22 protein-coding genes are annotated in these 26,608 nt (G+C 72.4%); 9 read left to right on the top strand and 13 right to left on the bottom strand.

Going from position 1 to position 26,608, the window contains the following annotated elements; translation table 11 throughout:
• From TR49_RS43925 to TR49_RS18370, 3 genes are all read left to right on the top strand, one after another.
• The coding region (locus tag TR49_RS43925) for a hypothetical protein (RefSeq protein WP_084724991.1) at positions 1–412 on the top strand (412 nt) is incomplete at its 5' end.
• Complete coding sequence (locus TR49_RS18375; protein ID WP_052434404.1) at positions 409–3,330, top strand: tetratricopeptide repeat protein; 2,922 nt, start codon at positions 409–411, stop codon at positions 3,328–3,330. The genes TR49_RS43925 and TR49_RS18375, both read left to right, overlap by 4 nt.
• A 55-nt stretch (positions 3,331–3,385) precedes the next feature.
• Complete coding sequence (locus TR49_RS18370) at positions 3,386–5,902, top strand: DEAD/DEAH box helicase (RefSeq protein WP_042382982.1); 2,517 nt, start codon at positions 3,386–3,388, stop codon at positions 5,900–5,902.
• Positions 5,903–6,229: 327 nt separating this feature from the next.
• On the opposite strand, the gene TR49_RS18365 is transcribed toward TR49_RS18370, so the two are convergent.
• From TR49_RS18365 to TR49_RS18350, 4 genes are all read right to left on the bottom strand, one after another.
• On the bottom strand, positions 6,230–6,754 hold the full coding sequence (locus TR49_RS18365) for a GNAT family N-acetyltransferase (RefSeq protein WP_042382981.1): 525 nt from the start codon (positions 6,752–6,754) through the stop codon (positions 6,230–6,232).
• Between the two features lie 43 nt (positions 6,755–6,797).
• On the bottom strand, positions 6,798–8,264 hold the full coding sequence (locus TR49_RS18360; RefSeq protein ID WP_236653421.1) for a DUF2079 domain-containing protein: 1,467 nt from the start codon (positions 8,262–8,264) through the stop codon (positions 6,798–6,800).
• A gap of 68 nt (positions 8,265–8,332) precedes the next feature.
• Positions 8,333–9,166: a class I SAM-dependent methyltransferase gene (locus TR49_RS40070; protein ID WP_084724990.1), complete on the bottom strand. Its 834-nt coding sequence runs from the start codon at positions 9,164–9,166 to the stop codon at positions 8,333–8,335.
• Positions 9,167–9,221: 55 nt separating this feature from the next.
• Entirely contained in the window at positions 9,222–11,246 is a 2,025-nt protein-coding gene (locus tag TR49_RS18350; RefSeq protein ID WP_042382980.1) for a beta-galactosidase, read from the bottom strand.
• 175 nt (positions 11,247–11,421) lie between these two features.
• Here TR49_RS18350 and TR49_RS18345 point away from each other — a divergent pair, with 175 nt between their 5' ends.
• On the top strand, positions 11,422–12,129 hold the full coding sequence (locus TR49_RS18345; protein ID WP_042382979.1) for a response regulator: 708 nt from the start codon (positions 11,422–11,424) through the stop codon (positions 12,127–12,129).
• Positions 12,126–13,586, top strand: a complete 1,461-nt coding sequence (locus tag TR49_RS18340) for a sensor histidine kinase (RefSeq protein ID WP_063770119.1) — start codon at positions 12,126–12,128, stop codon at positions 13,584–13,586. The genes TR49_RS18345 and TR49_RS18340 overlap by 4 nt, the downstream gene beginning before the upstream one ends.
• Positions 13,587–13,727: 141 nt before the next feature.
• Here TR49_RS18340 and TR49_RS18335 read toward each other — a convergent pair whose 3' ends face one another.
• Positions 13,728–15,521 (bottom strand): phosphatidylglycerol lysyltransferase domain-containing protein, encoded by a 1,794-nt coding sequence (locus tag TR49_RS18335; RefSeq protein ID WP_052434402.1) that lies wholly within the window; start codon positions 15,519–15,521, stop codon positions 13,728–13,730.
• 193 nt (positions 15,522–15,714) lie between these two features.
• A complete protein-coding gene (locus tag TR49_RS18330) occupies positions 15,715–16,962 on the bottom strand; it encodes a polysaccharide deacetylase family protein (RefSeq protein ID WP_042382978.1) in 1,248 nt (415 codons plus the stop codon).
• Positions 16,963–17,318: 356 nt separating this feature from the next.
• Between TR49_RS18330 and TR49_RS18325 the strand changes: the two genes are divergently transcribed.
• Together TR49_RS18325 and TR49_RS18320 are read left to right on the top strand one after the other, a co-directional pair.
• A complete protein-coding gene (locus tag TR49_RS18325) occupies positions 17,319–17,945 on the top strand; it encodes a hypothetical protein (RefSeq protein WP_042382977.1) in 627 nt (208 codons plus the stop codon).
• A 13-nt stretch (positions 17,946–17,958) separates the two neighbouring features.
• A complete protein-coding gene (locus TR49_RS18320; protein ID WP_042382976.1) occupies positions 17,959–18,204 on the top strand; it encodes a Smr/MutS family protein in 246 nt (81 codons plus the stop codon).
• 11 nt (positions 18,205–18,215) lie between these two features.
• On the opposite strand, the gene TR49_RS18315 is transcribed toward TR49_RS18320, so the two are convergent.
• From TR49_RS18315 to TR49_RS18305, 3 genes are all read right to left on the bottom strand, one after another.
• A complete protein-coding gene (locus TR49_RS18315) occupies positions 18,216–19,136 on the bottom strand; it encodes an NADP-dependent oxidoreductase (protein ID WP_042382975.1) in 921 nt (306 codons plus the stop codon).
• Positions 19,137–19,276: 140 nt separating this feature from the next.
• A complete protein-coding gene (locus TR49_RS18310) occupies positions 19,277–19,666 on the bottom strand; it encodes a hypothetical protein (RefSeq protein ID WP_236653420.1) in 390 nt (129 codons plus the stop codon).
• Positions 19,663–19,884: a toxin-antitoxin system HicB family antitoxin gene (locus TR49_RS18305; RefSeq protein ID WP_042383032.1), complete on the bottom strand. Its 222-nt coding sequence runs from the start codon at positions 19,882–19,884 to the stop codon at positions 19,663–19,665. Before TR49_RS18305 ends, TR49_RS18310 begins: the two co-directional genes overlap by 4 nt.
• 64 nt (positions 19,885–19,948) lie before the next feature.
• Here TR49_RS18305 and TR49_RS18300 point away from each other — a divergent pair, with 64 nt between their 5' ends.
• Positions 19,949–20,689: an SDR family NAD(P)-dependent oxidoreductase gene (locus TR49_RS18300; protein ID WP_042382974.1), complete on the top strand. Its 741-nt coding sequence runs from the start codon at positions 19,949–19,951 to the stop codon at positions 20,687–20,689.
• Here the strand turns inward: TR49_RS18300 and TR49_RS18295 are convergent.
• From TR49_RS18295 to TR49_RS18280, 4 genes are all read right to left on the bottom strand, one after another.
• Entirely contained in the window at positions 20,647–21,726 is a 1,080-nt protein-coding gene (locus tag TR49_RS18295) for an aminotransferase class V-fold PLP-dependent enzyme (RefSeq protein WP_042382973.1), read from the bottom strand. The two genes, TR49_RS18300 and TR49_RS18295, sit on opposite strands and share 43 nt — an antisense overlap.
• A 347-nt stretch (positions 21,727–22,073) precedes the next feature.
• Positions 22,074–23,144, bottom strand: coding sequence for a threonine aldolase family protein (locus tag TR49_RS18290; protein WP_152627332.1), 1,071 nt, complete (start codon positions 23,142–23,144; stop codon positions 22,074–22,076).
• 8 nt (positions 23,145–23,152) lie between these two features.
• The gene (locus TR49_RS18285; RefSeq protein ID WP_268874097.1) at positions 23,153–23,893 is read right to left on the bottom strand and encodes an SDR family NAD(P)-dependent oxidoreductase; all 741 of its coding nucleotides are present in this window, start codon (positions 23,891–23,893) and stop codon (positions 23,153–23,155) included.
• Positions 23,890–25,299 carry a DUF6421 family protein gene (locus TR49_RS18280; protein WP_042382971.1) on the bottom strand — a complete coding sequence of 470 codons (1,410 nt, stop codon included), beginning with the start codon at positions 25,297–25,299 and terminating at the stop codon, positions 23,890–23,892. Before TR49_RS18280 ends, TR49_RS18285 begins: the two co-directional genes overlap by 4 nt.
• Positions 25,300–25,528: 229 nt before the next feature.
• On the opposite strand from TR49_RS18280, the gene TR49_RS18275 reads away from it, so the two are divergent.
• Positions 25,529–26,431 carry an ABC transporter substrate-binding protein gene (locus tag TR49_RS18275; protein WP_042382970.1) on the top strand — a complete coding sequence of 301 codons (903 nt, stop codon included), beginning with the start codon at positions 25,529–25,531 and terminating at the stop codon, positions 26,429–26,431.
• Positions 26,432–26,608: the final 177 nt, after the last annotated feature.

Raw genomic sequence — 26,608 nt, 5'->3', positions numbered from 1 at the left:
GGGAACGGCCGTGGCGAAGGCCGCCGGCACCGATGCCTGGAACGGACTGCGCGAAGGGGTCGCCCGCCTCTTCCGGCGCGGTCACGCGCCGGAAGAGGCGCAGCAGACGACACTCGAGCGGCTGGACCGTACAGCGGCCGAGTTGGAGGGCACGGCGCCCGACACGGCCGAAAAGGCGCAAGGGCTGGCGGCGGCGTCCTGGCAGACCCGCTTCCGGGACCTGCTGGAGGATCTGGGCGACGAGGAGGAACGGGCCGGGGCCGCGGCCGAGTTGAGGCGGCTGCTGAGCGAGGCGACCGTCGGCACGACCGGCGGGGCCGGGCTCGTGTCGGGCAACACCTTCCACGGCCCCGTCGCCTTCCAGGCCGGGGACAACAACCGACAGGACGTCCGCTTCGGCCCGCGGTCATGACCGACCGGGGCGGCGTCTTCAACGGTCCCACCGCGTTCATCGCGGGCGACCACGGCACCCAGCACATCCACATCGTCCACCAGTGGAAGCCCGGCTACCGGGTCGAGAGCTTCCCCGCCGAGCCCGGCCGGGTGTCCGCCCGGATCCTCGCCCAGCAGCCTTCGCGGCTGCTGCGGGCCGTGCACCAGGTGGTCCCGTTCACCGGCCGCGACGACGACTTGGAGGAGCTGGCCCGCTGGCGGGACGACGAGGCCGACCGGTTGGCCGTGCGGCTGGTGCACGGCCCCGGCGGAGAGGGCAAGTCCCGGCTCGCCGCGCACTTCGCCGAGCTCAGTCGCACGGCGGGGTGGACGGTGTGGCAGGCGGTGGTGAACGAGAGCGGCGCCGACCCCCTCGCCACCGGCCCGGCTCCCGAGACCGGGGCCGGGATCCTGCTGGTGGTCGACTACGCCGAGCGCTGGGCCACCGCGGACCTGCGCACACTCCTCCGGGAGCCGCTGCTGCACCGCACCGGTGTTCCCGTGCGGATCCTGCTCCTGGCCCGCCCGGCCGGCCTCTGGTGGGAGGGCCTGGAGACCTGGATCGGCGACACCCTCGACGCCCCCGCCGAGACCCACCCGGTCCGGCCGCTGGCCACGGCCCCGTCCGCGCGCGCCGACCTCTTCCGCCACGCCCGGGACAGCTTCGCCGGCCGCCTCGGCCTCCCCGCCGACCAGGCGGACCGGATCGACCCGCCCGGGGATCTCGACCTCGACGAGGACTACGCCCAGATCCTGACCGTCCACATCGCCGCCCTGGCCGCCGTCGACGCCCGCCTGCGCGACGACAAGGCCCCGGACAACCCCGCACGGGCCTCGGCCTACCTTCTGAAGCGCGAACGCGCCCACTGGAGCGCCCTGCACCACCGCACGCCCGGGCCGCTCTCCACCACACCGGAGACGATGGGCCGCGTGGTGCTGACCGCCACCCTCACCCGGCAACTCACGCGCACCCAAGGCCGTCAGGCCCTCGGCGGCGCCGGGCTCGCCGACACCGCCGAAGCCGCCAACACCCTCCTGGACGACCACCGCTCCTGCTACCCGGCGCACCCCAGCGACCCGGTCGGCGCGGTCACCGTGCTGGAACCGCTCTACCCCGACCGCCTCGGCGAGGACTTCCTCGGCCTGACCATCCCGGCAGGGCCTGACGCGCCTCATCCTGTGCCGGACGCGGCCACCGACGACTGGGCCCACGGCGCGGCCGCCCGGCTCCTGCTCTCGGCATCCCCCGACACGGAAGCCACCGCGCCCTGGGTCCGCGACGTTCTGACCGTGCTGATCGAGACCGCCCGCCGCTGGCCCCACGTCGCGACGGGCGAGCTCTACCCCCTGCTGCGGGCCCACCCCGAACTCGCCCTGCGGGCAGGCGGCACCGCGCTGTTCGCCCTTGCTGAGATCGACGACGTCCCATCCGGCCTTCTGGCAGCCATCGCGGATCTCTTCCCGACCGCCGGGAACACGGATCTGGACATCGGCATCGCGGCCGTCACCGCCCGCCTGGCCGATCACGTCCTGGCTGCCACGGACGACCCGCGCACCCGAGCCCGCATCATCGACCAGCTTGCGCTGCGCCTGTCCCGGGTCGGTCTTCGCCGCGACGCCCTCCTCGCCGCCGAGCGGGCCACGGAGATCTGGGCCGGGCCGGCGGCTGAGAACCCGGCAGCCCACGCACCCGACCTCGCCCGCTCACTCAACAACCTCGGCTCCCTCCTGTCGCAGCTGGGACGGCAGTCCGAGGCGCTGGCCGCCATGGAGCAGGCGGCGGAGAGGTGGAATCGGCTGGCAGGGGACGACCCGGGGACCTACGCACCCGACCTCGCCCGCTCACTGAACAACCTCGGGGCCGTCCTGGCGGAGCTGGGACGCCGGGGCGAGGCGCTGGAGGCCACGGGACAGGCCGTGGAGATCTGGGGTCGGCTGGCGGCGGACGACCCGGCGGCCCACGAACCCAACCTGGCTCTCTCGCTGCACAACCTCGGTGCCCGGCTCGCGGGCGTGGGGCGGCCGAGCGAAGCGCTGGCCGTCACGGGGCAGGCGGTGACGATCCTCCAGCGACTGACGGCGGAGAACGCAGCCGCCCACGAACCCGACCTCGCGACCTCCCTGACCGACCTCGGGGTCCAGCTGTCGGTGGCGGAGCGGCACGGCGAGGCGCTGGCTGTCACGGAGCAGGCGGAGCGGATCCTCGCCGCGCTCGCGGCAAGGACCCCGGCGGCCTACGGATTCGACCACGCCCGCTCTCTGGTCAGCCTCGGCCTCCGGCTGGCGGAGGCGGGGCGGCACGATGAGGCGCTGGTCGCCACCGGGCGCGCGGTCGAGGCCCTGGGTGAGTCGGCGGTGAGGAGCCCGGCCGCCCACGAACCCGACTTCGCCAACTCCCTGAACAACCTCGGGGAGCACCTGTGGACTCTCGGGCGGCGGGACGAGGCGCTGAGCGTCACCGAGCAGGCGGTGGGGATCCTGGTCCGGCTGGCAACGCGAAATCCCGCCGCCCACGAGCCCATGCTCGCCCTGTCGTTGAACAACCTCGGCGTCCGGCTGTCGGAGGCGGGGCGGCCGGAGGAGGCGCTGGCGGCCGCGCAGGAGGCCGTGGAGATCCGGCGTCGGCTGGCGACAGGGGTCCCCGACGCCCATGAAGCCGATCTCGCCCTGTCGCTGACCGTTCTCGCCCTCGTCCGGGCGCGGGAGAGCGACTTCGCCGCCGCGCTGGACCTCACGGCGGAGGCGGCGGAGATCTATCAACGCCGGGTCGCCGCCGCCCCCGGCCTGGTCCCTCGTCTCCTCAAGGTGCTGGCCATGCAGGCCGCCGCGCTCGACGAGCTCGGGCGCTCGAGGCAGGCCGACAGACTGCGGCGGTGGACCGCGCAGCACTACGGGTGATCCCGGCGGGCGGGGAGGGTCCTGCGGGAGCAGCCGGACCAGGCAGAATGGTCCGGTGACCCTGACTGATCTCATCCCCGCCAGCCCCCAGCCCGACGAGCTCTTCACGGCCTTCGCCGGGTGGGCGGAGGAGCGCGGGATCACCCTCTACCCCGCTCAGGAAGAGGCGCTGATCGAGATCGTCTCGGGCAACAACGTCATCCTGAACACCCCCACCGGCTCCGGAAAGAGCCTGGTCGCGGCGGGCGCGCACTTCACCGCGCTGGCGAACGGGCAGCGCACCTTCTACACCGCGCCGATCAAGGCGCTGGTCTCGGAGAAGTTCTTCGACCTGGTGAAGATGTTCGGCACCGAGAGGGTCGGCATGATGACGGGCGACGCGTCCGTCAACCCGACCGCGCCGATCATCTGCTGCACCGCCGAGGTGCTCGCCTCGATCGCACTGCGCGACGGCGCGCAGGCGGACGTCCAGCAGGTCGTCATGGACGAGTTCCACTTCTACGCCGAGCCGGACCGCGGCTGGGCCTGGCAGGTGCCGCTGATCGAGCTGCCGCAGGCGCAGTTCCTGCTGATGTCGGCGACCCTCGGCGACGTGCGCAAGTTCGAGGCGGACCTCAAGCGCCGCACCGGCCGCGACACCACGACGGTGTCCTCGGCCACGCGCCCCGTGCCGTTGTTCTACGAGTACCAGCGCACCCCCATCCACGACACGCTGGAGGACCTGCTGAAGGCAGGTCAGGCGCCGGTCTACGTCGTGCACTTCACGCAGGCGCAGGCCGTCGAGCGGGCGCAGGCGCTGATGAGCATCAACATGTGCACCAAGGCCGAGAAGGACGCCATCGCCGCGCTCATCGGCAACTTCCGCTTCACCACCAAGTTCGGCCGCAACCTGTCGCGCTTCGTGCGGCACGGCATCGGCATCCACCACGCGGGCATGCTGCCCAAGTACCGGCGTCTGGTGGAGCGGCTGGCGCAGGCCGGGCTGCTGAAGGTCATCTGCGGCACCGACACCCTCGGCGTCGGCGTCAACGTGCCGATCCGCACGGTGCTGTTCACCGCGCTCTCCAAGTACGACGGCCAGCGCGTGCGGATGCTGCGCGCGCGGGAGTTCCACCAGATCGCGGGCCGCGCCGGGCGCGCCGGCTTCGACACCGTCGGCACCGTCGTCGCGCAGGCGCCGGAGCACGTGATCGAGAACGAGCGGGCCGTCGCCAAGGCGGGCGACGACCCGAAGAAGAAGCGCAAGGTGGTCAGGAAGAAGGCTCCCGAGGGCTTCGTCTCCTGGGGCGAGGAGACCTTCAACAAGCTCATCGACGCGGCGCCCGAGCCGCTGGTCTCCCGCTTCAAGGTGAGCCACCTGATGCTGCTCTCCGTCATCAACCGCCCCGGCAACGCCTTCCAGGCGATGCGGCACCTGCTGACGGACAACGACGACGACCCGAGGACGCGTCGTCGCCACATCCGCGAGGCCATCGCCATCTACCGCTCCCTGGAAGCCGGCGGCGTCGTCGAGCGCCTGCCGCACCCCGACGACACCGGCCGCATCGTGCGCCTGACGGTCGACCTGCAGGACGACTTCTCGCTCACCCAGCCGCTGTCCACCTTCGCGCTCGCCGCGTTCGAGCTGCTGGACCCGTCGTCGCCGACGTACGCGCTGGACGTCCTCTCCGTGGTGGAGTCGACGCTGGACGACCCGCGCCAGATCCTGCACGCGCAGGAGAACAAGGCCCGCGGCGAGGCCGTCGCGGAGATGAAGCGCGACGGGATCGAGTACGAGGAGCGGATGGAGCGGCTCCAGGAGATCTCCTACCCCAAGCCGCTGCAGGAGCTGCTGGAGCACGCCTACGAGGTCTACCGCCGCTCCCACCCGTGGATCAGCGACCACCCGCTGCGCCCGAAGACCGTCGCCCGCGACCTCTACGAGCGCGCGATGACCTTCACCGACTACGTCGGCTTCTACGAACTCCCGCGCACCGAGGGCCTGGTGCTGCGCTACCTCGCCTCCGCCTACAAGGCGGTCGAGCACACCGTCCCGGACCACCTGAAGTCCGAGGACCTGCGCGACCTGATCTCCTGGCTCGGCGAGCTGGTCCGTCAGGTGGACTCCAGCCTGCTCGACGAGTGGGAGCAGCTGGCCAACCCCGAGGACGAGGAGGAGCTGGAGGAGTCGCTGGAGGAGAGGACGGCCCCGGTCACCGCCAACAAGCGCGCCTTCCGCGTCCTGGTCCGCAACGCGCTGTTCCGCCGCGTGGAGCTGTGCGCGCTGGAGAACTACGGCGCGCTGGCCGAGCTGGACGCCGAGGACGGCGGCTGGGACGCGGACCGCTGGGCGGACGCGATGGACGCGTACTGGGACGAGCACGAGGACCTGTTCACCGGCCCCGACGCGCGCGGCCCGAAGATGCTGATCATCGACGAGGAGACGGTCCAGGGCGCGTGGCTCGTCCGCCAGATCTTCGACGACCCGGCGGGCGACCACGACTGGGGCATCAGCGCGGAGGTCGACCTCCACTCCTCCGACGAGGAGGGCAGGGCGGTCCTCCGCGTGACGGGCGTCGACCGCCTGGGCTAGGCGCCACCAGGGCGCGAGACTCGGCTGAGGCCAGCTCCTGCGCCCCGGCGAGGGCCCGGGTGGAGTCCTCGGCGGCGCGGGCGCGCAGCTCCTCGGCCTCGCCGCGCAGACGCTGGGACTCCTGCTCGGCCTGCTCGCGGATCTGCTCGGCCTCGGCGCGCAGCCGAGCGGCCTCGGTCGTGGCCAGCTCCCGGATCTGCGCGGCCTCACAGATATGGCTCCGCCGCGTGGGCGCGACAGTCCCCCAGCCTTCGGCCGGGAGGTGCCCCCATGGGTGGTTGCTCGCGCCCACGCGGCGGAGCCGCATATGAGCAGAGCCCACGCGCCTCAGGGGGTTGCGACCTCCGCGCGCAGCACCGAGTACAGGACCATGTCGCGCCACGCGCCCCCGCGGAAGCAGGCGCCGCGGAGGACGCCCTCGCGGGTGAAGCCCGCGCGTTCGAGAGCGCGCTGCTCGGGGGTGTTGGTCACCTCCGTGCCGGCCTCGATGCGGTTCACCCGGGTGTGGGCGAACAGGTACTCGACCAGCAGCCGCTGGGCGCGCGTGCCGTAGCCCTTGCCGCGCTCCGCGGTGAGCAGCGAGATGCCGATGTTCCAGCAGGGCGACGCGGGACCCTGCATCACCTCGTGCCACTGCACCTCGCCGACGAACCGGTCGTCCTCGCCGACGACGGCGAGCCTGCCGCCCTGCGGCGAGAGGAAGCCCTGCTCCGCCCACTGCCGGCGCAGCGCCCCGGGGTTCCGGTGGCCGAAGAAGCCGAACTCGCCCGCCTCGGCGGGGTCCTCGAAGAGCTGCTCCAGCAGGTCGAGATCCTTCGCGGCGACGGGACGCAGGCGCACGTGATCAGACATGCCGATCAGCCTATTCCGCTCGCACGGGCCGGTCAGCAAGCGGTCAGCGGCGGAGCAGGGTGATGCCGTCGCTCTGGGCGACCAGGGTGTAGCCGCGGGCCTCGTAGCGGCCGAGCTCGGCGACGGCCGTGTCCGCCGAGCAGGGGGCGATGGCCTTGGAGTCCGTCGAGTCGACGACGACCCACGCGGCGTCGGCGGAGGCGGCACGCATGCAGACCAGGGTGACCGTGTCGCGGTGGACCAGTTGGGCGGCGAGGCGGTTGCTGGCGGCGACCTTCACGCCGCTCGGGATCTCGCCCAGTATCGCGTCGGCCGTCTCGACGTGGGCCGGGGTGATCCACTGCGGTGGCAGCACCAACTCCCGCATCGGGAAGAACGGCAGGGTCAGCGCCGTGAAGGCGGCGCTCGCCGTCAGCAGGGCGCGGCCTCTGTGCCAGGGGAGTCCGCCGCGGCTGAGCGCGTGGACGAAGCCGCCGAAGACGATCGGCATCAGCACCGCGCTGTAGTGGTAGGCGACGCCCCAGTAGTGCGTGTTGCCGGAGGCGAAGCGCCACAACAGCGTCGGGACGCAGAGCAGCGTCAGCGGCGAGCGCAGCCCCAGGAACGCGCTGGGCGCCAGCAGCATCAGCACCGTCAGCCATTTGACGGGCGGCCAGGGCAGGTGCACCAGCAGGCCGAGGATGGACCCGCCGCCGCCCGCCTGGGTGATCCCGCCGGTGGTGGCGCTCCCGCCGCCGGTGATCTGCTGCCAGTAGTCGAACCCGCCATGGACGTTGACGGCGGGCAGCACCAGCAGCACCTCCACGCAGGTGCCCAGCGCCCCGGCCGCGGTGAGCCACAGGCCGAGCCGGCGCGGACCGCGCAGCGCGATGTAGACCCCGACGGCGGCGACCGTCAGCCCCTGGTCCTCCTTGACCAGCAGCATCGGCAGGGACCACAGCGCGGCCGCGCGCCACCGCTCCTCGCCGAGGGCGCGCACCGCGTAGGCGACCAGCGGAACGGCGAGCGCCACCTCGTGGAAGTCGAACGCGGCGGCCTGCACGACGCCCCAGGACGCGCCCAGGCCGAAGCCCACCACCAGGGCGGTGCGCGGGCCGCGGGCGGTCAGCGCCCAGTCGGCGAGCGGCACGATCGCCAGCGACAGCAGCACGCTCTGCGCGACCAGCAGCGTCACCGGGCTAGGGAAGATCCGGTAGAACGGCGCGAGCACGGCGATGGCCGGGCTGAAGTGGTCGCCCAGCACGTCGAAGCCGGGGCCCTTGAGCGGGGTGACCGGCGCCCGCAGGTGGGCGTAGGCGCGCACGGCCTGTTCGAAGATGCCCAGGTCGTAGCCCGCGGTCTGCTGCAGTTGGTGACGGCGCACCGACAGGACCGTGTAAAGCACAGCGAAGACCGCCGCCGTGCCCCAGCTGTAGGCCCATGCCGGTATCCGGTTGTCCGAGCTTCCGAGCTCCCCCGCCACCAGCCGTACGCGCCGCTGCGCGACGACCGTCGTCCCGGTTGTACTCACTCTCCGCTTCCCACCCCGTCAGCCTGCCGTCCCGTCCGTTCCCGTCCGCCTTCCGCCGCTCCCTGTGACTAGGCCCCCGCCTTCACCGGGACGCGTCGGGCGACGAAGAGGTCGGTGAACCACTCGAGGTCCAGGAAACCGCCGTGGGAGTCGAGGCAGGAGCGTAGCTCGGCGAGCAGCGCCGCGCGCCGCTCGGGCTCCATGATCTGCACGCCGGAGTACGTCGCGGCGGCGGCCAGCCAGGATTCGGCGCCGCGCCGGGTGACGCCGTTGCGCAGCCGCACCGAGCGCTGGTCGGTGAACCGCTCGTCGCCGCCGAACTCCCACGCCGCCCAGCCGTTCTCCGCCGTCGACTCGATCTCGCCGGCGAAGTCCGAGGCGAGGCCGGTCACCCGCAGCAGGTCGCTGCCGTGGGCGGCGTCGATGGCGGTCAGGTCGCGGTGCACGAGCGGGTCGACGACGCCGAGGAAGTTCCAGAAGAGCGCGACCGTCCCGCCGGGGGCGAGGGCGTCGAAGATCCTGTCCCGGCGGGTCTCCCGGTCCAGCCAGTGCCAGGCCTGGGCGGCGTAGGCGAGGTCGAAGCGGCGCCCGCCGGGCTGCCACTGCTCGAAGCGTGAGACCTCGATCTCGACGTGCGGAAGGGCCGCGACCTTGCGGCGCAGCACCTCGGCCATCCGCTGATCCGGCTCGACGGCCAGCACCGGCAGGCCGCGCCCACCGAAGACGGCCGTGGCCTTGCCCGTCCCCGCGCCGATCTCGACGGCCCGCAGCGAGCCGGGGGTCGCGCCGCCCGCGTACGTGAGGACCGTGTCGACCAGGGCGTCCGGGTAGGTGGGGCGGGCCGCGTCGTACGCCTCCGCCGTGGTGCCGAACACCAGGGCTCGTTCATGCGCCTGCGCCACGCGGTTCTCCCCGTCCCTTGTCGGTCCCTCAGGTCACGTGCCGGTCACCGCCCGGTCACTGGTCCGTCGGCGAACCTACCGACTCCAGCGGCTCGGAGGCCAGCACCCGGACCGTTCCGGCGGGTACCGAAACGGGACCATCCGGCCCGGGAAGGGTCGCATCGGACGGAGTGTGATTGATCACGATCTCCCAAGCGCGCCCGTCCGCGTCCTCGCGGCGGACCCGTTCGACGCCGTCCGGCAGTCCGCTCGGGGTGCGCACGCCCGCGTCGGCGAGCGCGGCGCGCAGCACCGCGTCGAGGGTGCCCGCATCGGGGGCGGTGGCCACGTACCAGGCGGTGCCCTCGCCGAAGGGGTGCCGGGTGACGGCCGGGCGCCCGTCGGCGGGCCCGTCGGCGTGCTGCAGGACGGCGGAGGCGCCGTCCAGCGAGAGGTCCTCGGCCCAGCGGGAGGCCGTGCCGGGGGCGGCGGCGGCGACGTCCAGCCGGGTCGTTGCGGCCAGCGTCGTGGTCTCGCCCCGGCGCAGCGGCAGGAACTCCTCGGTGCGCACGCCCAGCACGTCGCGCAGCGCACCCGGGTAGCCGCCGAGGTGGACGGCGTCGTTCTCGTCGACGATCCCGGTGAAGTAGCTGGCCAGCAGGGTCCCACCGGAACGGACCCAGGCGCGCAGGTTCTCCGCCCAGGAGGTGCGGGTCACGTACATCGAGGGCGCGACCACGAGCCGGTAGCCGCTGAGGTCCGCGCCGGGGTGGACGAAGTCGACGGTGACGCCTGCCCGCCACAGCCGCTCGTAGTAGGCCTCGATCCGCTCCCGGAAGTCCAGCTCGACGCTGGGCCGGTACTCGAGCTCCAGCGCCCAGCGCGACTCCCAGTCCCACACGATCGCCACGTCGGCCCGCACGCGGCTGCCGCGCAGCGGCGCGAGCTCGCGCAGCCGGGCGCCCAGCTCGACGACCTCGCGCCACAGCCGGGTGTCGGTGCCGGCGTGCGGAACCATCGCCGAGTGGTACTTCTCCGCGCCGGCGCGGGAGGCGCGCCACTGGAAGAACATGACGCCGTCCGCGCCGCGGGCGACGTGCGCGAGGCTGTTGCGGGCCATCTCGCCGGGCCGCTTGGCGATGTTGCGCTGCTGCCAGTTCACCGCCGAGGTGGAGTGCTCCATCAGCAGCCACGGCGCGCCGCCCGCGAGCGAGCGGGTCAGGTCGGCGCTGAGCGCCAGGCCGACCTGGTTGTCCGCGCGCTCGGCGGAGAGGTAGTGGTCGGTGGCGACCAGGTCCACCTCGCGGGCCCAGGCCCAGTAGTCGAGGTTGTCGGTGAGCCCCGCCATGAAGTTGGTGGTGATCGGCACGTCCGGGTCGGCGGCGCGGATGATGTCGCGCTCCGCCGTGTAGAGCGTGAGCAGCGCGTCCGAGGAGAAGCGCCGGAAGTCCAGCTGCTGGGCCGGGTTGACGGCCGTCGGGGCCTGCCGCGGGGCGTCGACCTCGTCGAAGGAGTCGTAGCGCTGCCCCCAGAAGGAGGTGCCCCACGCGTCGTTCAGCACGTCCACGGTCTTGTAGCGGTCGCGCAGCCAGTCCCGGAAGGCGGCCGCCGAGCGCTCGCAGTAGCAGCGCGAGACGTGACAGGCGTACTCGTTGTGGACGTGCCAGAGCACCACGGCCGGATGGCCGGCGTAGCGGGCGGCGAGCTCGGTGGTGATCCGGGCCGCGGCGGCGGCGTACTCGGGCGAGCTCGGGCAGTAGGTCTGCCGCGCGCCGTAGCCGAGGACCCGGCCGTCGGCGGTGACCGGCCGGACGTGCGGATGGGCCTTCTGGAACCAGGCGGGCGGCGCGGCGGTGGGAGTGGCCAGGTCGACGGCGACGCCGCCCGCGTGCAGCAGCGCGATGACACGGTCCAGCCAGCCGAAGTCGAACTCGCCGGGCCGTGGCTCCAGCCGCGCCCATGAGAAGATGCCGAGGCTCACCAGGTTGACCCCGGCCTCCCGCATCAGCGCCACGTCCTCGACCCAGACCTGCTCCGGCCACTGCTCGGGGTTGTAGTCGCCGCCGTAGGCCAGCCCGTCCAGGCGCAGCCGCTGTGCCATGGATCACTCCTCGTCCGGTGCCCGCTCTGGAACCGCATACGCCGTGGGCAGCCTCTCCCCTTCGACGCCCCCTCGGCAAGTCCCCGTCCGGGTACGTCACAGCCCGCATCTGCCCGCTCGAACGCCGCGCCTCGTAGGCTTTATGTCCAGGCAAAGCACAGTGAAAGGTCCGCCCGTGATCCGTGTGGTCATCGTCGACGACGAGACGCTCGTCCGCTCCGGCCTGAGCCTGATCGTGGGCTCCGCCCCGGACATCGAGGTCGTGGGAACCTGCGGCGGCGGCGAGGCCCTGGCGACGGTGGCGGAACTGCGTCCGCAGGTCGTGCTGCTCGACGTGCGGATGCCCGACGTCGACGGCCTCACCGTGCTGCGCGGCCTCATGCAGCTGCCCGAGCCGCCCGCGGTCGCCATGCTGACCACCTTCGACAGCGACGAGTACATCGGCACCGCGCTGCGTTCGGGCGCCGGCGGCTTCCTGCTCAAGGACACCGATCCGGACCAGCTGATGCACGCCGTCCGGGTGCTGGCCTCCGGCGGGCGGATCCTCTCCCCCGCGGTCACGGACACCGTCATCGCCGGCTACCTCGACTCCGGCCCCGACCGGCAGACGGCGGCGCGGCTGGCCGCGATGACCACCCGCGAGCTGGACGTGCTGACGCTGCTCGGCGAGGGCCTCTCCAACGCGGACATCGCCGCGCGGCTCTACCTCAGCACCGGCACGGTCAAGGACCACATCAGCGCGATCCTCGCCAAGCTCGGTACCGCCAACCGGGTGCAGGCCGCCGTCTTCGCGCACCAGGCGGGCCTGCTCGGCGGTGACGGCGGCACCGGCCCCGGCACGGGGCCCGGCTCCGGCTCCGGACCGCGCAAGGACGGCCGGTGAGCGGTACGCCCCCGTCCTCGGGGCTGTCCCCGCGCCCCTGGTACTTCCGCCCCTGGATCACCGTGCCCGTCCCGGCGCTGCTCGCCGCGCTGGACGCGCTGCTGGCCAACGACCTCGGCTCGGTGACGCAGATGACCACGTCGCTGCTGGCCGCGGCGGCGCTGTTGCTGCGCAAGCGCTGGCCGATGCTGGTGCTGCTGGCGACGCTGCCCGGCATGGAGCTGAGCCAGATCTGGCTGGCCCCCATGTTCGCGGTCTACTCGGTGGCCGTGCGCCACGGCAACCGCTGGGCCATCGGGTTCGGCGGCCTGCTGGTGGCGCTCACTCAGTTCGTCCCCTGGCCGGTCAGCGACTTCACCCTCGCCTGGGACCGGACCACCGCGCTGGCGGCGCTGTACGCCCTGCTGGCCGCGGCGGCGCCGATCGCGCTCGGCATGCTCGTCAACACCCGCCGCGAGCTGGCCGTCCGCCTGGACGAGCTGACGCGCGGCCAGGCGCGCGAGCGGCGGCTGCTGGCCGCGTCCGTGCTGTCGACGGAGCGGGCGCGGCTGGCCCGCGAGATGCACGACGTGGTCTCGCACCAGGTCAGCCTGATCTCGATCCAGGCGGGCGCGCTGCAGGTCCGCGCGGACGATCCGGAGGCCTCGCGGGAGACCGCGCGGACGATCCGGAAGCTGTCCGTGAAGACCCTGGAGGAGCTGCGCCAGATGGTCGGCGTCCTGCGGGCCGCGGGCGGCGACGCGAAGCAGCTGACCCCCCAGCCCACGCTCGCGGACCTGCCGCGCCTCGTCGCGGAGTCCGGCCTGCGCTGTGACCTCGACGGCCACGTCATGGACCCGGTCCCGGAGTCGGTGGAGCGCGCCGCCTACCGCACGGTCCAGGAGGCCCTCACCAACGTCCGCAAGCACGCCCCCGGCTCCACGGTCAGCGTCCGCCTCGCGCGCGCCTCCGGCGCGCTCCAGGTCAGCGTCACCAACACCGCGGGCTCCCCCGACGCCGTCCCGCTCCTCCTCCCCAGCGGCGGCCACGGCCTCATCGGCCTGCGCGAACGCGCCCAACAACTCGGCGGCACCCTCTCCGCCACCCCCCGCCCCGACGGCGGCTTCTCCGTCACCGCCTCCTTCCCCTCACCACCCCGGCCTTCGAACCCACGGCCTGACGCCTCCGCTCCCCCGGCCGGCTGCACTCCCTGGGGGCGCGGCGCCCGCCAGAAGCGCTCCCGCCTTGTGGTGGCACCCACCCAGGGGCGCGGGACTGTGCCGATCTGCGGCTCCGCCGCGTGGGCGCGAGAAACCACCCTGCGCAGGCGGCCCTGCGCCCCCGGACCATCCGCTCATCGGATGGGGGTACCTCCCAGCCGAAGGCTGGGATGGGGGCACCTCCCGGCCGAAGGCTGGGATGGGGGTGCCTCCCGGCCGAAGGCTGGGGGAATGTCGCGCAGTTCCCCGCGCCCCTAGAGAGTGCAACGAACTGCGGAAGCAACCGTGCCCCCGAGCGCCCGCCCGGCGGAGCCGCACATCGGCACAGCCCCGCGCTGCTGAGGTGAGTGCAGCAACCGGCGGGAGCACGCGGGACGCCCCCCCTAGACGGGTGATCGGCTACGCCACGCGCTGGAGCTCGCGTTCCTGCGGCTCGGGTTGGCGCGGAGCGCCGCGGCGCTTGGTGCGGGGGAGGGCGGGGAGGCGGGGCTGGGAGATGAAGCCCTCGACGCACGCGTTGGCCAACGCGATCCGCGGCAGGTCGCGGCTGCGTTCGAACAGGACGTAGCGCGGCTCCCACTGCGGGCGGTACTTCGCGTTCGCCCGGTAGAGGGACTCGATCTGCCACCAGCGGGAGAAGAAGACCAGCACCGAGCGCCACGCCCGCAGGAACGGCCCGGCGCCGAGCCGGCTGCCGCGCTCGAAGACCGCGCGGAAGACCGCGAAGTTCAACGAGACGCGCTCCACCCCGATCGAGCGGGCCTGCTGCAGCAGCTCGATGACCATGAACTCCATCAGACCGTTGTCGCTGTCGCGGTCACGGCGCATCAGGTCCAGGGAGAGACCGTGCGCGCCCCACGGGACGAAGCTCAGCAGCGCGCGCATCTCGCCGTCCGCGTCGCGGCACTCCAGCATGACGCACTGGCCGTCGTCGGGGTCGCCGAGGCGGCCCAGCGCCATGGACCAGCCGCGTTCGGTGGAGCCGTCGCGCCACTGGTCGGCGCGACGGATCATCGCCTCCATCTCCGCCTCGGGGATGTCCACGTGGCGGCGCACGGTGACGGTGTAGCCGGCCCGGCGGACGCGGTTGTGGGCCTGGCGGACGCCGCGCATGGAGCGGCCCTCCAGCGAGAAGTCCGCGACCTCGACGATCGCCTCGTCGCCCAGCTCCAGGGCGTCCAGGCCGTGGCGGGCGTAGACGACGCCGGCCTCCTCGCTGGCGCCGGTGACGGCCGGGACCCAGGCGTACTCGCGGGCCTGCTCCAGCCACTTCTCGATCGCGCCGGGCCACGCCTCGACATCGCCGATCGGGTCGCCGGAGGCGAGCGAGACGCCGCCGACGACGCGGTAGGTCACGGCCGCCTTGCCGCTGGGAGAGAAGATCACGGACTTGTCGCGGCGCAGCGCGAAGTAACCCAGCGAGTCACGGGCGCCGTGGCGGTCCAGCAGGCCGCGGAGCGCCGCCTCGTCCTCGGGGCTGAGGTACTCCTTGCCCTTCGGCGCGCGGAACAGCGCGTAGGTGAAGAGGGTCAGCACCGCGACGCTCAGCACGTTGATCGTGATGTCGACCCAGCGCGGCGCCGAGACCTCGAAGTACTGCGAGCCGTCGGAGCCCAGCGTGATCACGCGCAGCAGCACGTACTCCAGCCGGTCGCTCAGGGTGAACCCGCGGCCGGCCGCGGTGAGGCTGAGCAGGCCGGCACCGGCCAGCAGCGTCATCACGCCGCCGCCGACCAGGACGCCGCAGGCGAGCCGCGGGTTGGCCGGGTCGCCCTTGGCGCGGAACTCCGAGCGCCCGAGCAGCAGGGCCGCCTGGAAGACGACCAGGAGCGCGAGGGTCACCCAGTTGAACCAGTGGGAGCGGACGCCCGACTGCCCGATCAGGGAGATCGCCAGGGCGAGCAGCAGCAGCCCCGCGAAGACCGTGTTGGCGATCCACGCGGCCCGCTTGTGACGGTTCATCATGACGGCCATGAAAACCGCGAACGCGGCCGAGCTGAAGCCGGCGGTCAGCAGGTAGGGCGTGTAGAAGTCGCCGTGGTTGTGGTGCTGTACCTGCTCGCGGAAGGTCAGCGAGACCGCGGCGAACAGGTTCAGGCAGGCCACGATCCTGAGGTACCAGACGGCGGTGCGCGCACTGATGTGCGCCACCTTCTCGCTGGTCTCGCGCGGGGCGGCGGCGGTGGAGGTCAAGGACGGCTCCGGGTGGAGAAGACAGAAGGAGATCCGGCGTGGCCGGGATCCTTGGGATCCCGGGATCGCACGTGTCGGCTGAGCAGGTATCAGCACTGGTATCAGCTTGTCGCAGCGCGCCGGGCGATTCGTCACCCCGAGGTCCCTGTTCGAACCCCGCCGATCGGCGGGGTCCACTGCGACCAGCGGCAGGTCACACGACCTGGGGGGTCGTGTACTCCTTCCAGTCGTTCGGCTTCTGCCCCACGTTGAGGGTGCGCAGCTTGGCGAGCACGGCCGGGTCCTGGACCTCGAGCCACTGCACCAGCTGGCGGAAGGAGACCAGCTGCACGTCCGGCTTGGCGGCGATCTCGCGCAGCGCCCGCTCGACGGACTTCATGTAGATGCCGCCGTTCCAGGACTCGAAGTGGTTGCCGATGAAGAACGGGGCCCGGTTGGTGGTGTAGGCGCGGTTGAAGCCGGCCATGTAGGCGGCGTACGACTGCTGTTGCCAGTAGGGGCGCTTGGAGGGGTCGCCGTTGGGCGTGCCGCCGGTCTGGTTGGCCAGCATGTTGTAGTCCATCGACAGGACCTGGAAGCTGTGTCCGGGGAAGGGGATGGACTGCAGCGGGAAGTCCCACAGGCCGAGCTTCTTGGTCGGCCACATCTGCAGGCCGCCGGGCGAGCTCGCGTCGTACTTCCAGCCCATCGCGGCGGCCGTCGGCAGCAGCTGCTTCTGGCCGAGCAGGCACGGCGTGCGGCCGCCGATCAGCTCCTTGCGGTAGTCGAACGGCAGCGGGTCCATGTCGTGGAAGCCGGTGTTGGTCTTCCACTTCTCGACGAAGCCGATCGCCTGCTCCAGCTCGCTGCGCCACTGCGTGGGCGTCCAGGTGCCGACGCCGGTGCCGGGGCTGCAGAAGTGGCCGTTGAAGTGGGTGCCGATCTCGTGGCCCTCGAGCCACGCCTGGCGGACCTGCTCCAGGGTCGCCTTGACGTGGTTGTCGGCGAGGTAGCCGATGTCGGAGGCGCCGGGCTTGTGGCCGGGCGGGAGGTAGATGTCCTTCTTGCCCTCGGGCAGCACGTAGATGCCGGAGAGGAAGAACGACATGGTCGCCTTGACCTCCTGGGCGACGGAGCGGAAGTGCGAGAAGAGCTGCTTGCTGTCCTCGCCGGCCCCGTCCCAGGAGAAGACGACGAACTGCGGCGGACGCTGGCCCGGCGCCAGGCGCTGGGGCGCCGGCTGGTTCGGCTGCGGGCCGGTGTCGGCCATCGAGCCGTCCCCGATCAGGTTGACCGGTGACGCGCTGGGCGTCGCGCCCCAGGACGCCCCGCCGACGGGCTTACCGTCCCCACCCGCGGTTCTGGTGCCCCCGCCGGAGCGTCCGCAGGCGGACACGCCCAGCGCCGCCGCCGTGGCGATCGCTCCCCCGGCGAGCACGTTCCTGCGAGACAACGCTCCCATCGTTCCTGCCTTTCGCGTTGTTCTGTTCTTCGGATCTTCAGCCGATCGTTCGGCTGTGCGCTCATGGGGACGCTTGTCCGGCATCGATCGGTTCGCCCCGAACACTCCGGATATAAACAGTCCTCGCAGCATCCCTCACCCGGAGGCGGCCGGAATCCCGAGATCCACCGGAGATTCAGTCGCCAGTACGTTTCCTGAGGAGGTGTCCCACAGGAACTCCCGGGGAAACTCACACGAACGTGTGCGTTTGACGCGGGGCGGCTACGCTGCGGCTCGTCCGATGAGATCACCCGCCGCCCGGCGGTTTCCATCCGTCGGACGGCTGGAAACCGAAGCGGATCGGGGGGAACGCACAGGTGAGCGTCGACTGGGGAACATTCTCGGCGGTTCTGACGGCGGGTGGGACGCTGGTGCTGGCGGCGGCCAGCTTCGCCTCGATCCGTTCGGCCGAACGAGCCGCACGCTCGGCCGAACGCGCGCTCCAGGTCTCGCTGCGCCCCGTCCTCGTCGGCGCCCGGCCCAGCGATCCGCAGCAGAAGCTCATCTGGACCGACGGCCACACCGCCCACCTCTCGGGTGCGGCCGGCTACGCCCACCTGGGCGAGGAGGCCATCTACCTCGGCGCGGCCCTGCGCAACCTCGGGCCCGGCCTGGGTATCGTCCACGGCTGGTCGCTCCGCGAGGGCGACGCCCCCGCCCTGGCGGCCGACTTCCACCGCCAGGGCCTGGACATGTACATCGCGCCGTCCGACCACGGCACCTGGCACGCGGCGCTGCGGGACCCGGCCGACCCCGCCTACCCAGTCCTGGCGGACCAGGTGAAGAACCGTGAGCGGATCAACGTGGACCTCCTCTACGGCGACCACGAGGGAGGCCAGCGGACGGTCACCCGTCTGTCGCTGATACCGAAGCGCTCGGACGAGGGCTGGCTGTGCCAGACGGTCCGGCACTGGAACCTCGACCGCCCCGACCCCCGCGACTAAGGCACGGAACCCGATGCGCAGTCTCGACCTGCACCCGATCTTCCGCAACAACCGCGACATCGAGCTGGCGTTGCGCCAGTTCCTCTTCGCCTGCGTCCAGTCGGGTGAGCCCACCGCCGAGATCATCCCGGGCAAGGGCTCCGGGCAACTCAAGCGGCGGGTGCTCGCCTTCCTCGACCAGAAGCACATCCGCAGGCTCTACGCCCGCCACGAGGAGGACCCGAGGAACCCGGGCCGCATCGTCGTGCACTTCCGGTAGCCGGACGGTCCTCAGACCGTCAGGACCAGCTTGCCCTGGACGCGGCCCGCGTCCAGCACCGCGTGCGCGCCTTCGGCGTCCGCGAGCGGGAAGACGGCCTCGACGTGCGGGCGGACCAGCCCCGCGTCGGCCAGCTCCGCGATCCGCTCCAGGGACGCGTAGTCGGGCTCGGCGGAGACCACGACCAGACGCACCCCGTGCGCCTCCGCCGCTGCGGCGAGCTCCTCCTCGCCCTCGAGGATGCTCACCAGCGTGCCGCCGCGGCGCAGCACGCCCATCGAGCGCTCGCCCTGGGCCGTCGAGTCGAAGACCACGTCCATGTCGCGCGCGACCTCGGTGAAGTCGGCGGTCCGGTAGTCGATCAGCTCGTCCGCCCCGAGGGCGCGCAGGAAGTCGTGGCGGGCCGCGCTCGCCAGCGCGGTGACGTGGGCCCCGTGCGCCTTGGCGATCTGCACCGCCAGATGGCCCACGCCTCCCGACGAACGGTGGATCAGCACCCGGTCACCGGCCTTGACGCCGGCCCGGTCGACCAGGCCCTGCCACGCCGTCAGCGCGGCCAGCGGCAGCGCGGCCGCCTCCACGTGGTCGAGCGAGGCGGGCTTGCGGGCCAGCTGCCGTGACGGCGCGGCGACGTACTCGGCGTAGGCGCCGGCGGCGCGCGGGAAGAAGGGCATCCCGTACACCTCCTCCCCCACCGCGTAGCGGGCGCCCGGCCCGGCCTGGGCGACCACGCCGGACAGGTCCCAGCCGACGCCGAAGGGCGGCGCGCCCAGCAGCGGGTACTCCCCCGACCGCACCGCCGCGTCCACCGGGTTCACCCCACAGGCGTGCACCCGCACCAGCACCTCGCCCGGGAGCGGGCTCGGCCGCTCGACCTCCTCGACCCGGAGCACCTCCGGTCCGCCGAACATCCGCTGCCGTACCGCGCGCATCCCCATGCTCCGCCCCCAGTCGAGTCCGTGAAGCCCGGTCCAAGATCCGGACGGCGTCAGGCTACCCGGCGCGCCGGACGGGTCCGAGCAAACAGTCGGCCGGCAGGTCAGCCGGCCAGGCAGGTCAGTCGGTCGCGATGTCAGTCGGTCAGCTTGCGCAGCGCCTCGGCCGTCGCGAAGACGTCGCTGCGGCCCTCCTTGGCGTGCTCGACGAGGTCCGCGAGCGCGAAGCTGTGCGGCAGCGGCTTGACGCCGGCCATCGCCAGGTAGGAACGGGTCAGGGTCGCCGCATAGAACTCGTTCATCGGCGAGTCGAGTGGCGGGCAGACCGAGAGCGTGTGCAGCAGCGCGGCTGCGCGCCAGTGGACGTCGCGCGGCGGCTCGTCGGCGATGAGGATGACGTCGCTGGCGTGCCGGGCGATCGCCGCGCTGATCGCGGACGGATCCCACACCGTCGGGTCGGACGGCAGGTGGTGCGCCAGCACGTTCCAGGCCCACGCCTCGTCGGCCTTCACCGCGTCCACCTTCACGCGGACTTCTTCCCGCCGAACCGCTCCTGGAAGTACGCCCAGTTCTCGGGGTTGTTGAACTCGGCCGCCGCCTCCAGGAAGCGCTGCCGGTCGGGGTCGAGCTCGCGTCGTGCGGCCTCGGTGACCAGAGCCGTGATCGTCGTGCCCTCGGCCGCCGCCCGCGCCGCCAGCCGGGCGTGGAACTCCTCGTCCACCCGGATGGTGATGTGCTTCGACATGATGGTCACCGTACAGCAGCCCTGCTGTACGGCAGCAGGGTCATCCGGAACTCTGGGGGAAGTCTTGACCGACGCGCACGTCACCGTGATCACCGGGGCAGGCCGGGGCATCGGCGCCGCGATCGCGCTGCGCCTGGCCCGCGAGGGGCACGACCTGGTCCTCGGCTACCGGGCGGACCGGGACGCCGCCGAGGACGTCGCCGCACGGGTGCGCGCCGAGGGCCGCCGCGGCGTCACCGTACAGGCCGACACCACCCACCAGGCCGACGTGGAGCGGCTGTTCGCCGCCGCCGGGGAGGCGGGCCTCGGCCCGGTGACCGGCCTCGTCAACAACGCGGGCGTGCCCGGCCCGTACGGGCCGCTGGCCGAGGCCGATCCGGAGGGCATCCGCCGCTCCGTCGACGTGAACGTCACCGGCTACCTGCTCTGTGCCCGCGAGGCCGTGCGGGCGATGGCCGCAACAGGCGCCGGGGGCGCCATCGTCAACATCTCCTCCGGCGCGGCCACCCTCGGCAGCCCCGGCGAGTACGTCCACTACGCCGCCGCGAAGGCCGCCGTGGACGCGATGACGGTCGGGCTCGCCAAGGAGCTCGGCCCGGTCGGCATCCGCGTCAACTGCGTGGCCCCGGGCACGGTGTGGACGGACTTCCACCCCGACCCGGAACGCCCGGCCAAGCGGGCCCCGAACATCCCGCTCGGCCGCTCCGCGCAGCCGGAGGAGATCGCCGGGGCCGTCGCCTGGTTCTTCTCCCCCGACGCGAGCTACGCCACCGGCGCGGTGCTGCGGGTGGCCGGCGGCATGTAGCCGAGCAGCCGGTCGACCTCCGCCTCGGTGTTGTACAGGTGGAACGCGATCCGCAGGCCGCCCGCCCGCGCGCTGACCTTGATGCCGTCCGCGGCCAGCTTGGCTGCGACGTCCCCGAGCCCGGAGACGGAGACGATCGCCGAGTCCGCCTCGACCGGCCGGTGCCCGAGCGCGCGCAGCCCCTCGCGGCAGCGGGCGGCGAGCGCCCGGTCGTGGGCGCCGATCAGCTCCGGGGTCAGCTCCTCGATCAGCGCGAGCGACGTCACGGCGCCGATGAACGGCAGCCAGGCCGGTCCGTGGTCGAACCGCCGCGCGGACTCGGCGAGCACCACCCGGTCGTAGCAGTCCGCCCACGGGTCCTCGCCCGCGTACCAGCCCGGCGCGATCGGCCGCAGTCCCGGCATCGCGTCCTCGGCGACGACGAGGAAGGCGACGCCGCGCGGCGCGAGCAGCCACTTGTAAGCACCGCACACGAGGTAGTCCGCCGCGGCGGCGTACGGGGCGAGCGGCAGCCATCCCGCCGCCTGCGTGGCGTCGAGGAGCAGCCGCGCGCCCACCCTGCGGGTCGCCTCGCGCACCGCGCCGAGGTCGACGATCCGCCCGTCGGCGGACTGCACGACGCTCACCGCGACGAGCGCGGTGCCGTCCGTGACGGCCTCCGCAAGGCGCTCCAGCGGCGCGACCCGCACCCGGAGCCCCGGCCGATGCTGGAACGGCGCGGTCACCGACGTGAACTCGCCCGCGGCGACCAGCACTTCCGCGCCCTCGGGCAGCGCCGCGGCCACGACGCCGACGTGCTCGGCCGTCGTCGCCCCGATCGCCACCTGCCGCTCCGCGACGCCCGCGACCCGCGCGAAGGCGCGCCGCGCCTCGTTGACGGGCCCGTCGTACGCCACGACATCCGCCCGCCCGGCGGCCTGCCCGGCCATCGCCCCCGCCAGCGCGGCCACGGTCCGCGCGGGCGGCAGACCCATGCTGGCGGTATTGAGGTACACGGTCTCGGGCGCGAACTCCCGAGTGACGAGATCAAGGTCCATACCGCCATCGTCCCCGCGCCCGCCGCTGCGCACCACGGCCAATCCCCTACCGGTGGCCCCAAGCCCGGCTTGTACACGCACAGGAACTTGCCGCGCCCGAAGGGGGCGCGGGGCTCTGCTGATCTGCGGCTCCGCCGCGTGGGCGCGAGCGGGCCAGCCCGGCTCCCGCAGGTCGGTGCAGACGTCAGGGGCGCGAGGAACTGCGCGAGAAACCACCGGCGTGCGGACGGCCCTGTTCGATGAGGACCATCCGCACGCCGGCGGCTTGTCGCGCAGTTCCCGGCGGAGCCGCAGATCAGCACAGCCCCGCGCCCTGAGCGTGCTGCACCTACAGGCGGGAGCGGACCCTAGCGGCCCATCTCCTCCGTGATCGCCGACGCGAAGGCGTCGATGTCGGCCTCGGTGGTGTCGAAGCTGCACATCCAGCGGACCTCGCCGGTGTGCTCGTCCCAGAAGTAGAAGCGGAACCGCTTCTGCAGCCGCTCGCTCACCTCGCGCGGCAGGAGCGCGAAGACTGCGTTGGCCTGGACCGGACGGACGACCGTCACGCCGTCGACCGCCGCGACCGCGCTCTCCAGCCGCTTCGCCATCGCGTTCGCGTGCGACGCGTTCCGCAGCCACAGGTCGCCGGCCAGCAGGGCCTCGAACTGGACCGAGAGGAAGCGCATCTTGGAGGCGAGCTGCATCGAGGTCTTGCGCAGGAACGTGATGTTCCTGACCGCGTCGGGGTTGAGCACGACCACGCACTCACCCAGCATCAGGCCGTTCTTCGTGCCGCCGAAGCTCAGCACGTCCACGCCCACGTCCGTGGTGAACGCGCGGAACGGCAGGCCCAGCGTCGCCGCGGCGTTCGCCAGGCGGGAGCCGTCGACGTGGACGAGCATGCCCAGCTGGTGGGCGTGGTCGCAGATCGCGCGGATCTCGTCCGGGGTGTAGACGGTGCCCAGCTCGGTGGACTGGGTGATCGAGACCGCGAGCGGCTGCGCGCGGTGCTCGTCGCCGAAGCCCCAGGCCTGCTGGTCGATCAGCGCGGGGGTGAGCTTGCCGTCCGGGGTGGGGACGGTGAGCAGCTTGATGCCGCCCATCTTCTCCGGCGCGCCGCCCTCGTCCACGTTGATGTGGGCGGTCGCGGCGGCGACGACCGCGCCCCAGCGCGGCAGCAGTGCCTGCAGGGCGGTGACGTTGGCGCCGGTGCCGTTGAAGACCGGGTAGGCCTGGGCCCGCTCGCCGAAGTGGGCCTTGAAAAGGTCCTGCAGGTGGGCGGTGTACTCGTCCTCGCCGTAGGAGATCTGGTGGCCGTCGTTGGCCACGGCCAGGGCCGCCAGGACCTCCGGGTGGATGCCGGCGTAGTTGTCGCTGGCGAACCCGCGCACGGAGGGGTCGTGGCGGCGCTCGGCCGCGGTCTGGGTTTCGGTCACGGCGTCGTTCACTGGGGCGTCAGCCACAGGTGCGTTCCATTCACTTCGTCGGCGGGGCGGGCCCAGAGGGAGACGATCTGCTCGGCGAGGTCGGCCGTCTCGGTGAACCCGGCGAACTTGGCGTTCGGCTTCTCGGCGCGCATCTCCGGGGAGACCAGCGCCTTCACCACCAGGATGGCAGCCGCGGCCGTGGTCTCCTTCAGCGAGTCGGCCATGGCCAGCGTCCAGGCCTCAGCGGCGGCCTTGGCGGTGGCGTAGGCGGCGTTTCCGCCGGTCGGCTTGTGGGCGCCGGCCGCCGAGATGACCGCGAAGCGGGCGTCGTCGCCGCGCTGGAGCGCCTCGAGGAAGCCGAGGCTGGTGTGCTGGAGGGTCCGCACGAGCATGTCGTGCAGGAAGTCCCAGTCGGCCAGGTCGGTGTCGGCGAAGGTCTTGCTGCCGCGCCAGCCGCCGACCAGGTGGACCAGGCCGTCGACGCGGCCGAACTCGGCCTCGATGTGGTCGGCCCAGTCGCGGGCGGCCTGCGGGTCGAGCAGGTCGACGACCTGGCCGACGACGATCGCGCCGGGGACGGCGCGGCGCACCGAGTCCATCAGCTCGTCGAGCTTGCGAGCGTCGATGTCGCCGCAGGCGACGGTCGCGCCGGCCTGGGCGAGGCGCAGCACGGTCGCCCGCCCGGCCATGCCCGTCGCGCCGGCGACCGCGACGACGCGGCCCTTCAGGTCGGTCTTCGAGGCGTTCTCGGTGCTCACGCTGCGTTCTCCAGGGCGGTCGTGCCGGTGATTCCGGTGGTGGAGGCGATGACGCCGGACAGCTTCTTGGACAGCGCCTCGAAGAACATGCTGAGGGGGAACTCGTCCGGCAGCACGGCGTCGCACAGCGCCTTGTTCAGCGCCTTGGCCTCGCTGTGGTCCTTGAAGGGCAGCGCGTCGGCGCCCTTCGCCCAGGTGGAGGCCGGGTGCGGGGTCAGGTACTGGGAGACCAGCTCGTAGGCGGCCAGCCAGTGGGCCGTCTTGGGGCGGTCGATGCCGTCGCGGTAGAGCTTCTCGATCTCGCCGCACAGGTCGTTGGTGACCTGGGGGGCGCGCTGCCAGTCGATGTGCAGCTTGTTGTCGGTCCAGCGCAGCGCGTCGTGCTTGTGCAGGTACGCGAAGAGCAGCTGGCCGCCGAGGCCGTCGTAGTTGCGCACGCGGCCGCCTGAGACCGGGAAACGGAACATCCGGTCGAAGAGGATCGCGTACTGCACGTTGCGGCCCTGCTCGTAGCCCTCGGCCTCCAGCTCGACCGCGGCCTTGAAGGCCGTCAGGTCGCAGCGGAGCTCCTCGAGCCCGTACATCCAGAAGGGGCTGCGCTGCTTGATCATGAAGGGGTCGAACGGCAGGTCGCCGTGGCTGTGCGTGCGGTCGTGGACCAGGTCCCACAGGACGAAGGTCTGCTGCGCGAGCTCCTGGTCGGAAAGGAGCGCCGCGGCGTCCTCGGGGATCTCCAGACCGAGGGTCTTCACGGCGGCGGTGGAGACCGCACGGAAGCGGGCGGCCTCGCGGTCGCAGAAGATGCCACCCCAGGTGAATCGTTCCGGCACCTCGCGCACCGAGACGGTCTCCGGGAAGAGCACGGCGGAGTTGGTGTCGTAGCCGGCCGTGAAGTCCACGAAGGTGATCGGCACGAACATCGGGTTGTCGTAGCGGGTGCGCTCGAGCTCCGCCAGCCAGTCCGGCCAGACGACGTGCAGCAGCACGGCCTCGAGGTTGCGGTCCGGGTTGCCGTTCTGGGTGTACATCGGGAAGACGACCAGGTGGGCCAGGCCGTCCACGCGCTGCTCGGCGGGCTGGAAGGCCAGCAGCGAGTCGAGGAAGTCAGGGGTGGCGTAGCCGGAGGCGGCCCAGCGCATCAGGTCCAGCACGACGGCGTCGAGGTACGCCTTGTCGTGCGGGAACAGCGGGGCCAGCTCGCCGATGGCCTCGGTGATCACCGAGAGCTGTCCATCGGCCTCCTCCTTCGTGGACGCGCCACGGGAGTTGAGGTCGATCGAGCCGTCCTTGGACTGCAGCGGGCGAAGCGTCTCAACCGCGGTCTTGAGGCGGAGCCAGGCCGGGTGCCCGGCGAGATCCGCAGTGGATTTGTCTGCCGTGGGGAGCGTCGACGAGAGATTTTCCATGAGGACCCTGCCTGAACGAAAGAAACTGTGGTGTTGCCACCGTATATACAGAAGGTTCTGTTGTTCAAGAGGGGACTGCAACCGCTGGAGTGGCGCTTGTCACCGATGGTCACCGTCAGCGACATTCGTCCGGGATGTGAGACGGCCTCGGATCCGGAGCAGGCGCTTCACTCTCCTGTGACAACTCATCGGTAGGCTGCCGCCACTTGTCGTCCATCCGGGAGTCACCGTGAACGCCCTGCTCAAGACCTCTCGTCTGCTCAGCGCCGCCGCCGGCGCGGCCGTCCTGGTGCTCGCCGCCGGGTGCGCGCCGCAGGCGAGCAGCAACGCGAGCGGCTCTCCCTCGGGCGCCTCCGGCTCGGCCGCGACCTGCACCAAGGGCGCGCTGCCCACGCTGACCTCCGGCACGCTCACCGTCGGCACCGACGACCCGGCCTACGACCCGTGGTTCGACAACAACAAGCCCTCCGACGGCAAGGGCTTCGAGTCCGCGGTCGCCTACGCCGTCGCCAAGCAGCTCGGCTACGACACCGCGAAGGTGACCTGGACCGTGGCGCCGTTCAACAGCGTCGTCGCCCCGGGTCGGAAGAAGTTCGACTTCGACATCAACGAGGTCTCGATCACCGACGAGCGCAGGAACGCGGTGGACTTCTCCTCCGGCTACTACGACGTGCGCCAGGCCGTGATCACGCTCAAGGACTCCAAGTACGCCGGCGCCACGACCGTCGCCGGGCTCAAGGGCGCGAAGATCGGCGCCCAGGTCGGCACCACCGGCCTCACCGTCGTCCAGAAGCTGGTCCAGCCGAGCACCCAGCCCGCCGTCTTCGACAGCACCGACGAGGCCAGCGCCGCACTGAAGAACCACCAGGTCGACGCGATCGTGGTCGACCTGCCGACGGCCTTCTACATCACCTCGGCCCAGGTCACCGACGCCAAGATCGTCGGCCAGTTCCCCTCCGGCGCGGCCACCTCCGACGGCAAGCCGGAGCAGTTCGGCCTGGTGCTCGGCAAGGGCAGCACGCTGACCTCCTGCGTCTCCCAGGCCGTCGACGCGCTGCGTGCGGACGGCACGCTCGACCAGCTGGCCAAGCAGTGGCTGCCGGCCGCCGACTCCGCACCCGTCCTGAAGTGAACGGAGCCGAGATGAGCGGAGCCGAGATGAGCGGAGCCGAGGTGAGCGCCGAGCCCGTCGTGGAGGAGCGGGCGCCGTACGCCCCCTCCGAACGGCGGCTGGCCCGCGAGGCCTACCGCCGTTCCCGGACCCGGCGCTCGGCGCTGATCGCCACGGCGAGCACGGCCGCCGTGGCGG

This window comes from Streptacidiphilus melanogenes, assembly GCF_000787835.1.
Taxonomy (GTDB): domain Bacteria; phylum Actinomycetota; class Actinomycetes; order Streptomycetales; family Streptomycetaceae; genus Streptacidiphilus; species Streptacidiphilus melanogenes.
The sequence above is the reverse complement of the archived record's forward strand: the minus strand, read 5'-3'. Positions and strand labels throughout refer to the sequence as shown.

Coding starts and splice junctions, on each gene's coding strand:
- TR49_RS18295 (WP_042382973.1), bottom strand. CDS start 21,726: ATGGACCTTGATCTCGTCACTCGGGAGTTCGCGCCCGAGACCGTGTAC.
- TR49_RS18315 (WP_042382975.1), bottom strand. CDS start 19,136: ATGCGCGCGGTACGGCAGCGGATGTTCGGCGGACCGGAGGTGCTCCGG.
- TR49_RS18305 (WP_042383032.1), bottom strand. CDS start 19,884: ATGTCGAAGCACATCACCATCCGGGTGGACGAGGAGTTCCACGCCCGG.
- TR49_RS18350 (WP_042382980.1), bottom strand. CDS start 11,246: ATGGCACAGCGGCTGCGCCTGGACGGGCTGGCCTACGGCGGCGACTAC.
- TR49_RS18320 (WP_042382976.1), top strand. CDS start 17,959: ATGCGCAGTCTCGACCTGCACCCGATCTTCCGCAACAACCGCGACATC.
- TR49_RS18365 (WP_042382981.1), bottom strand. CDS start 6,754: ATGTCTGATCACGTGCGCCTGCGTCCCGTCGCCGCGAAGGATCTCGAC.
- TR49_RS18330 (WP_042382978.1), bottom strand. CDS start 16,962: ATGGGAGCGTTGTCTCGCAGGAACGTGCTCGCCGGGGGAGCGATCGCC.
- TR49_RS18280 (WP_042382971.1), bottom strand. CDS start 25,299: ATGGAAAATCTCTCGTCGACGCTCCCCACGGCAGACAAATCCACTGCG.
- TR49_RS18375 (WP_052434404.1), top strand. CDS start 409: ATGACCGACCGGGGCGGCGTCTTCAACGGTCCCACCGCGTTCATCGCG.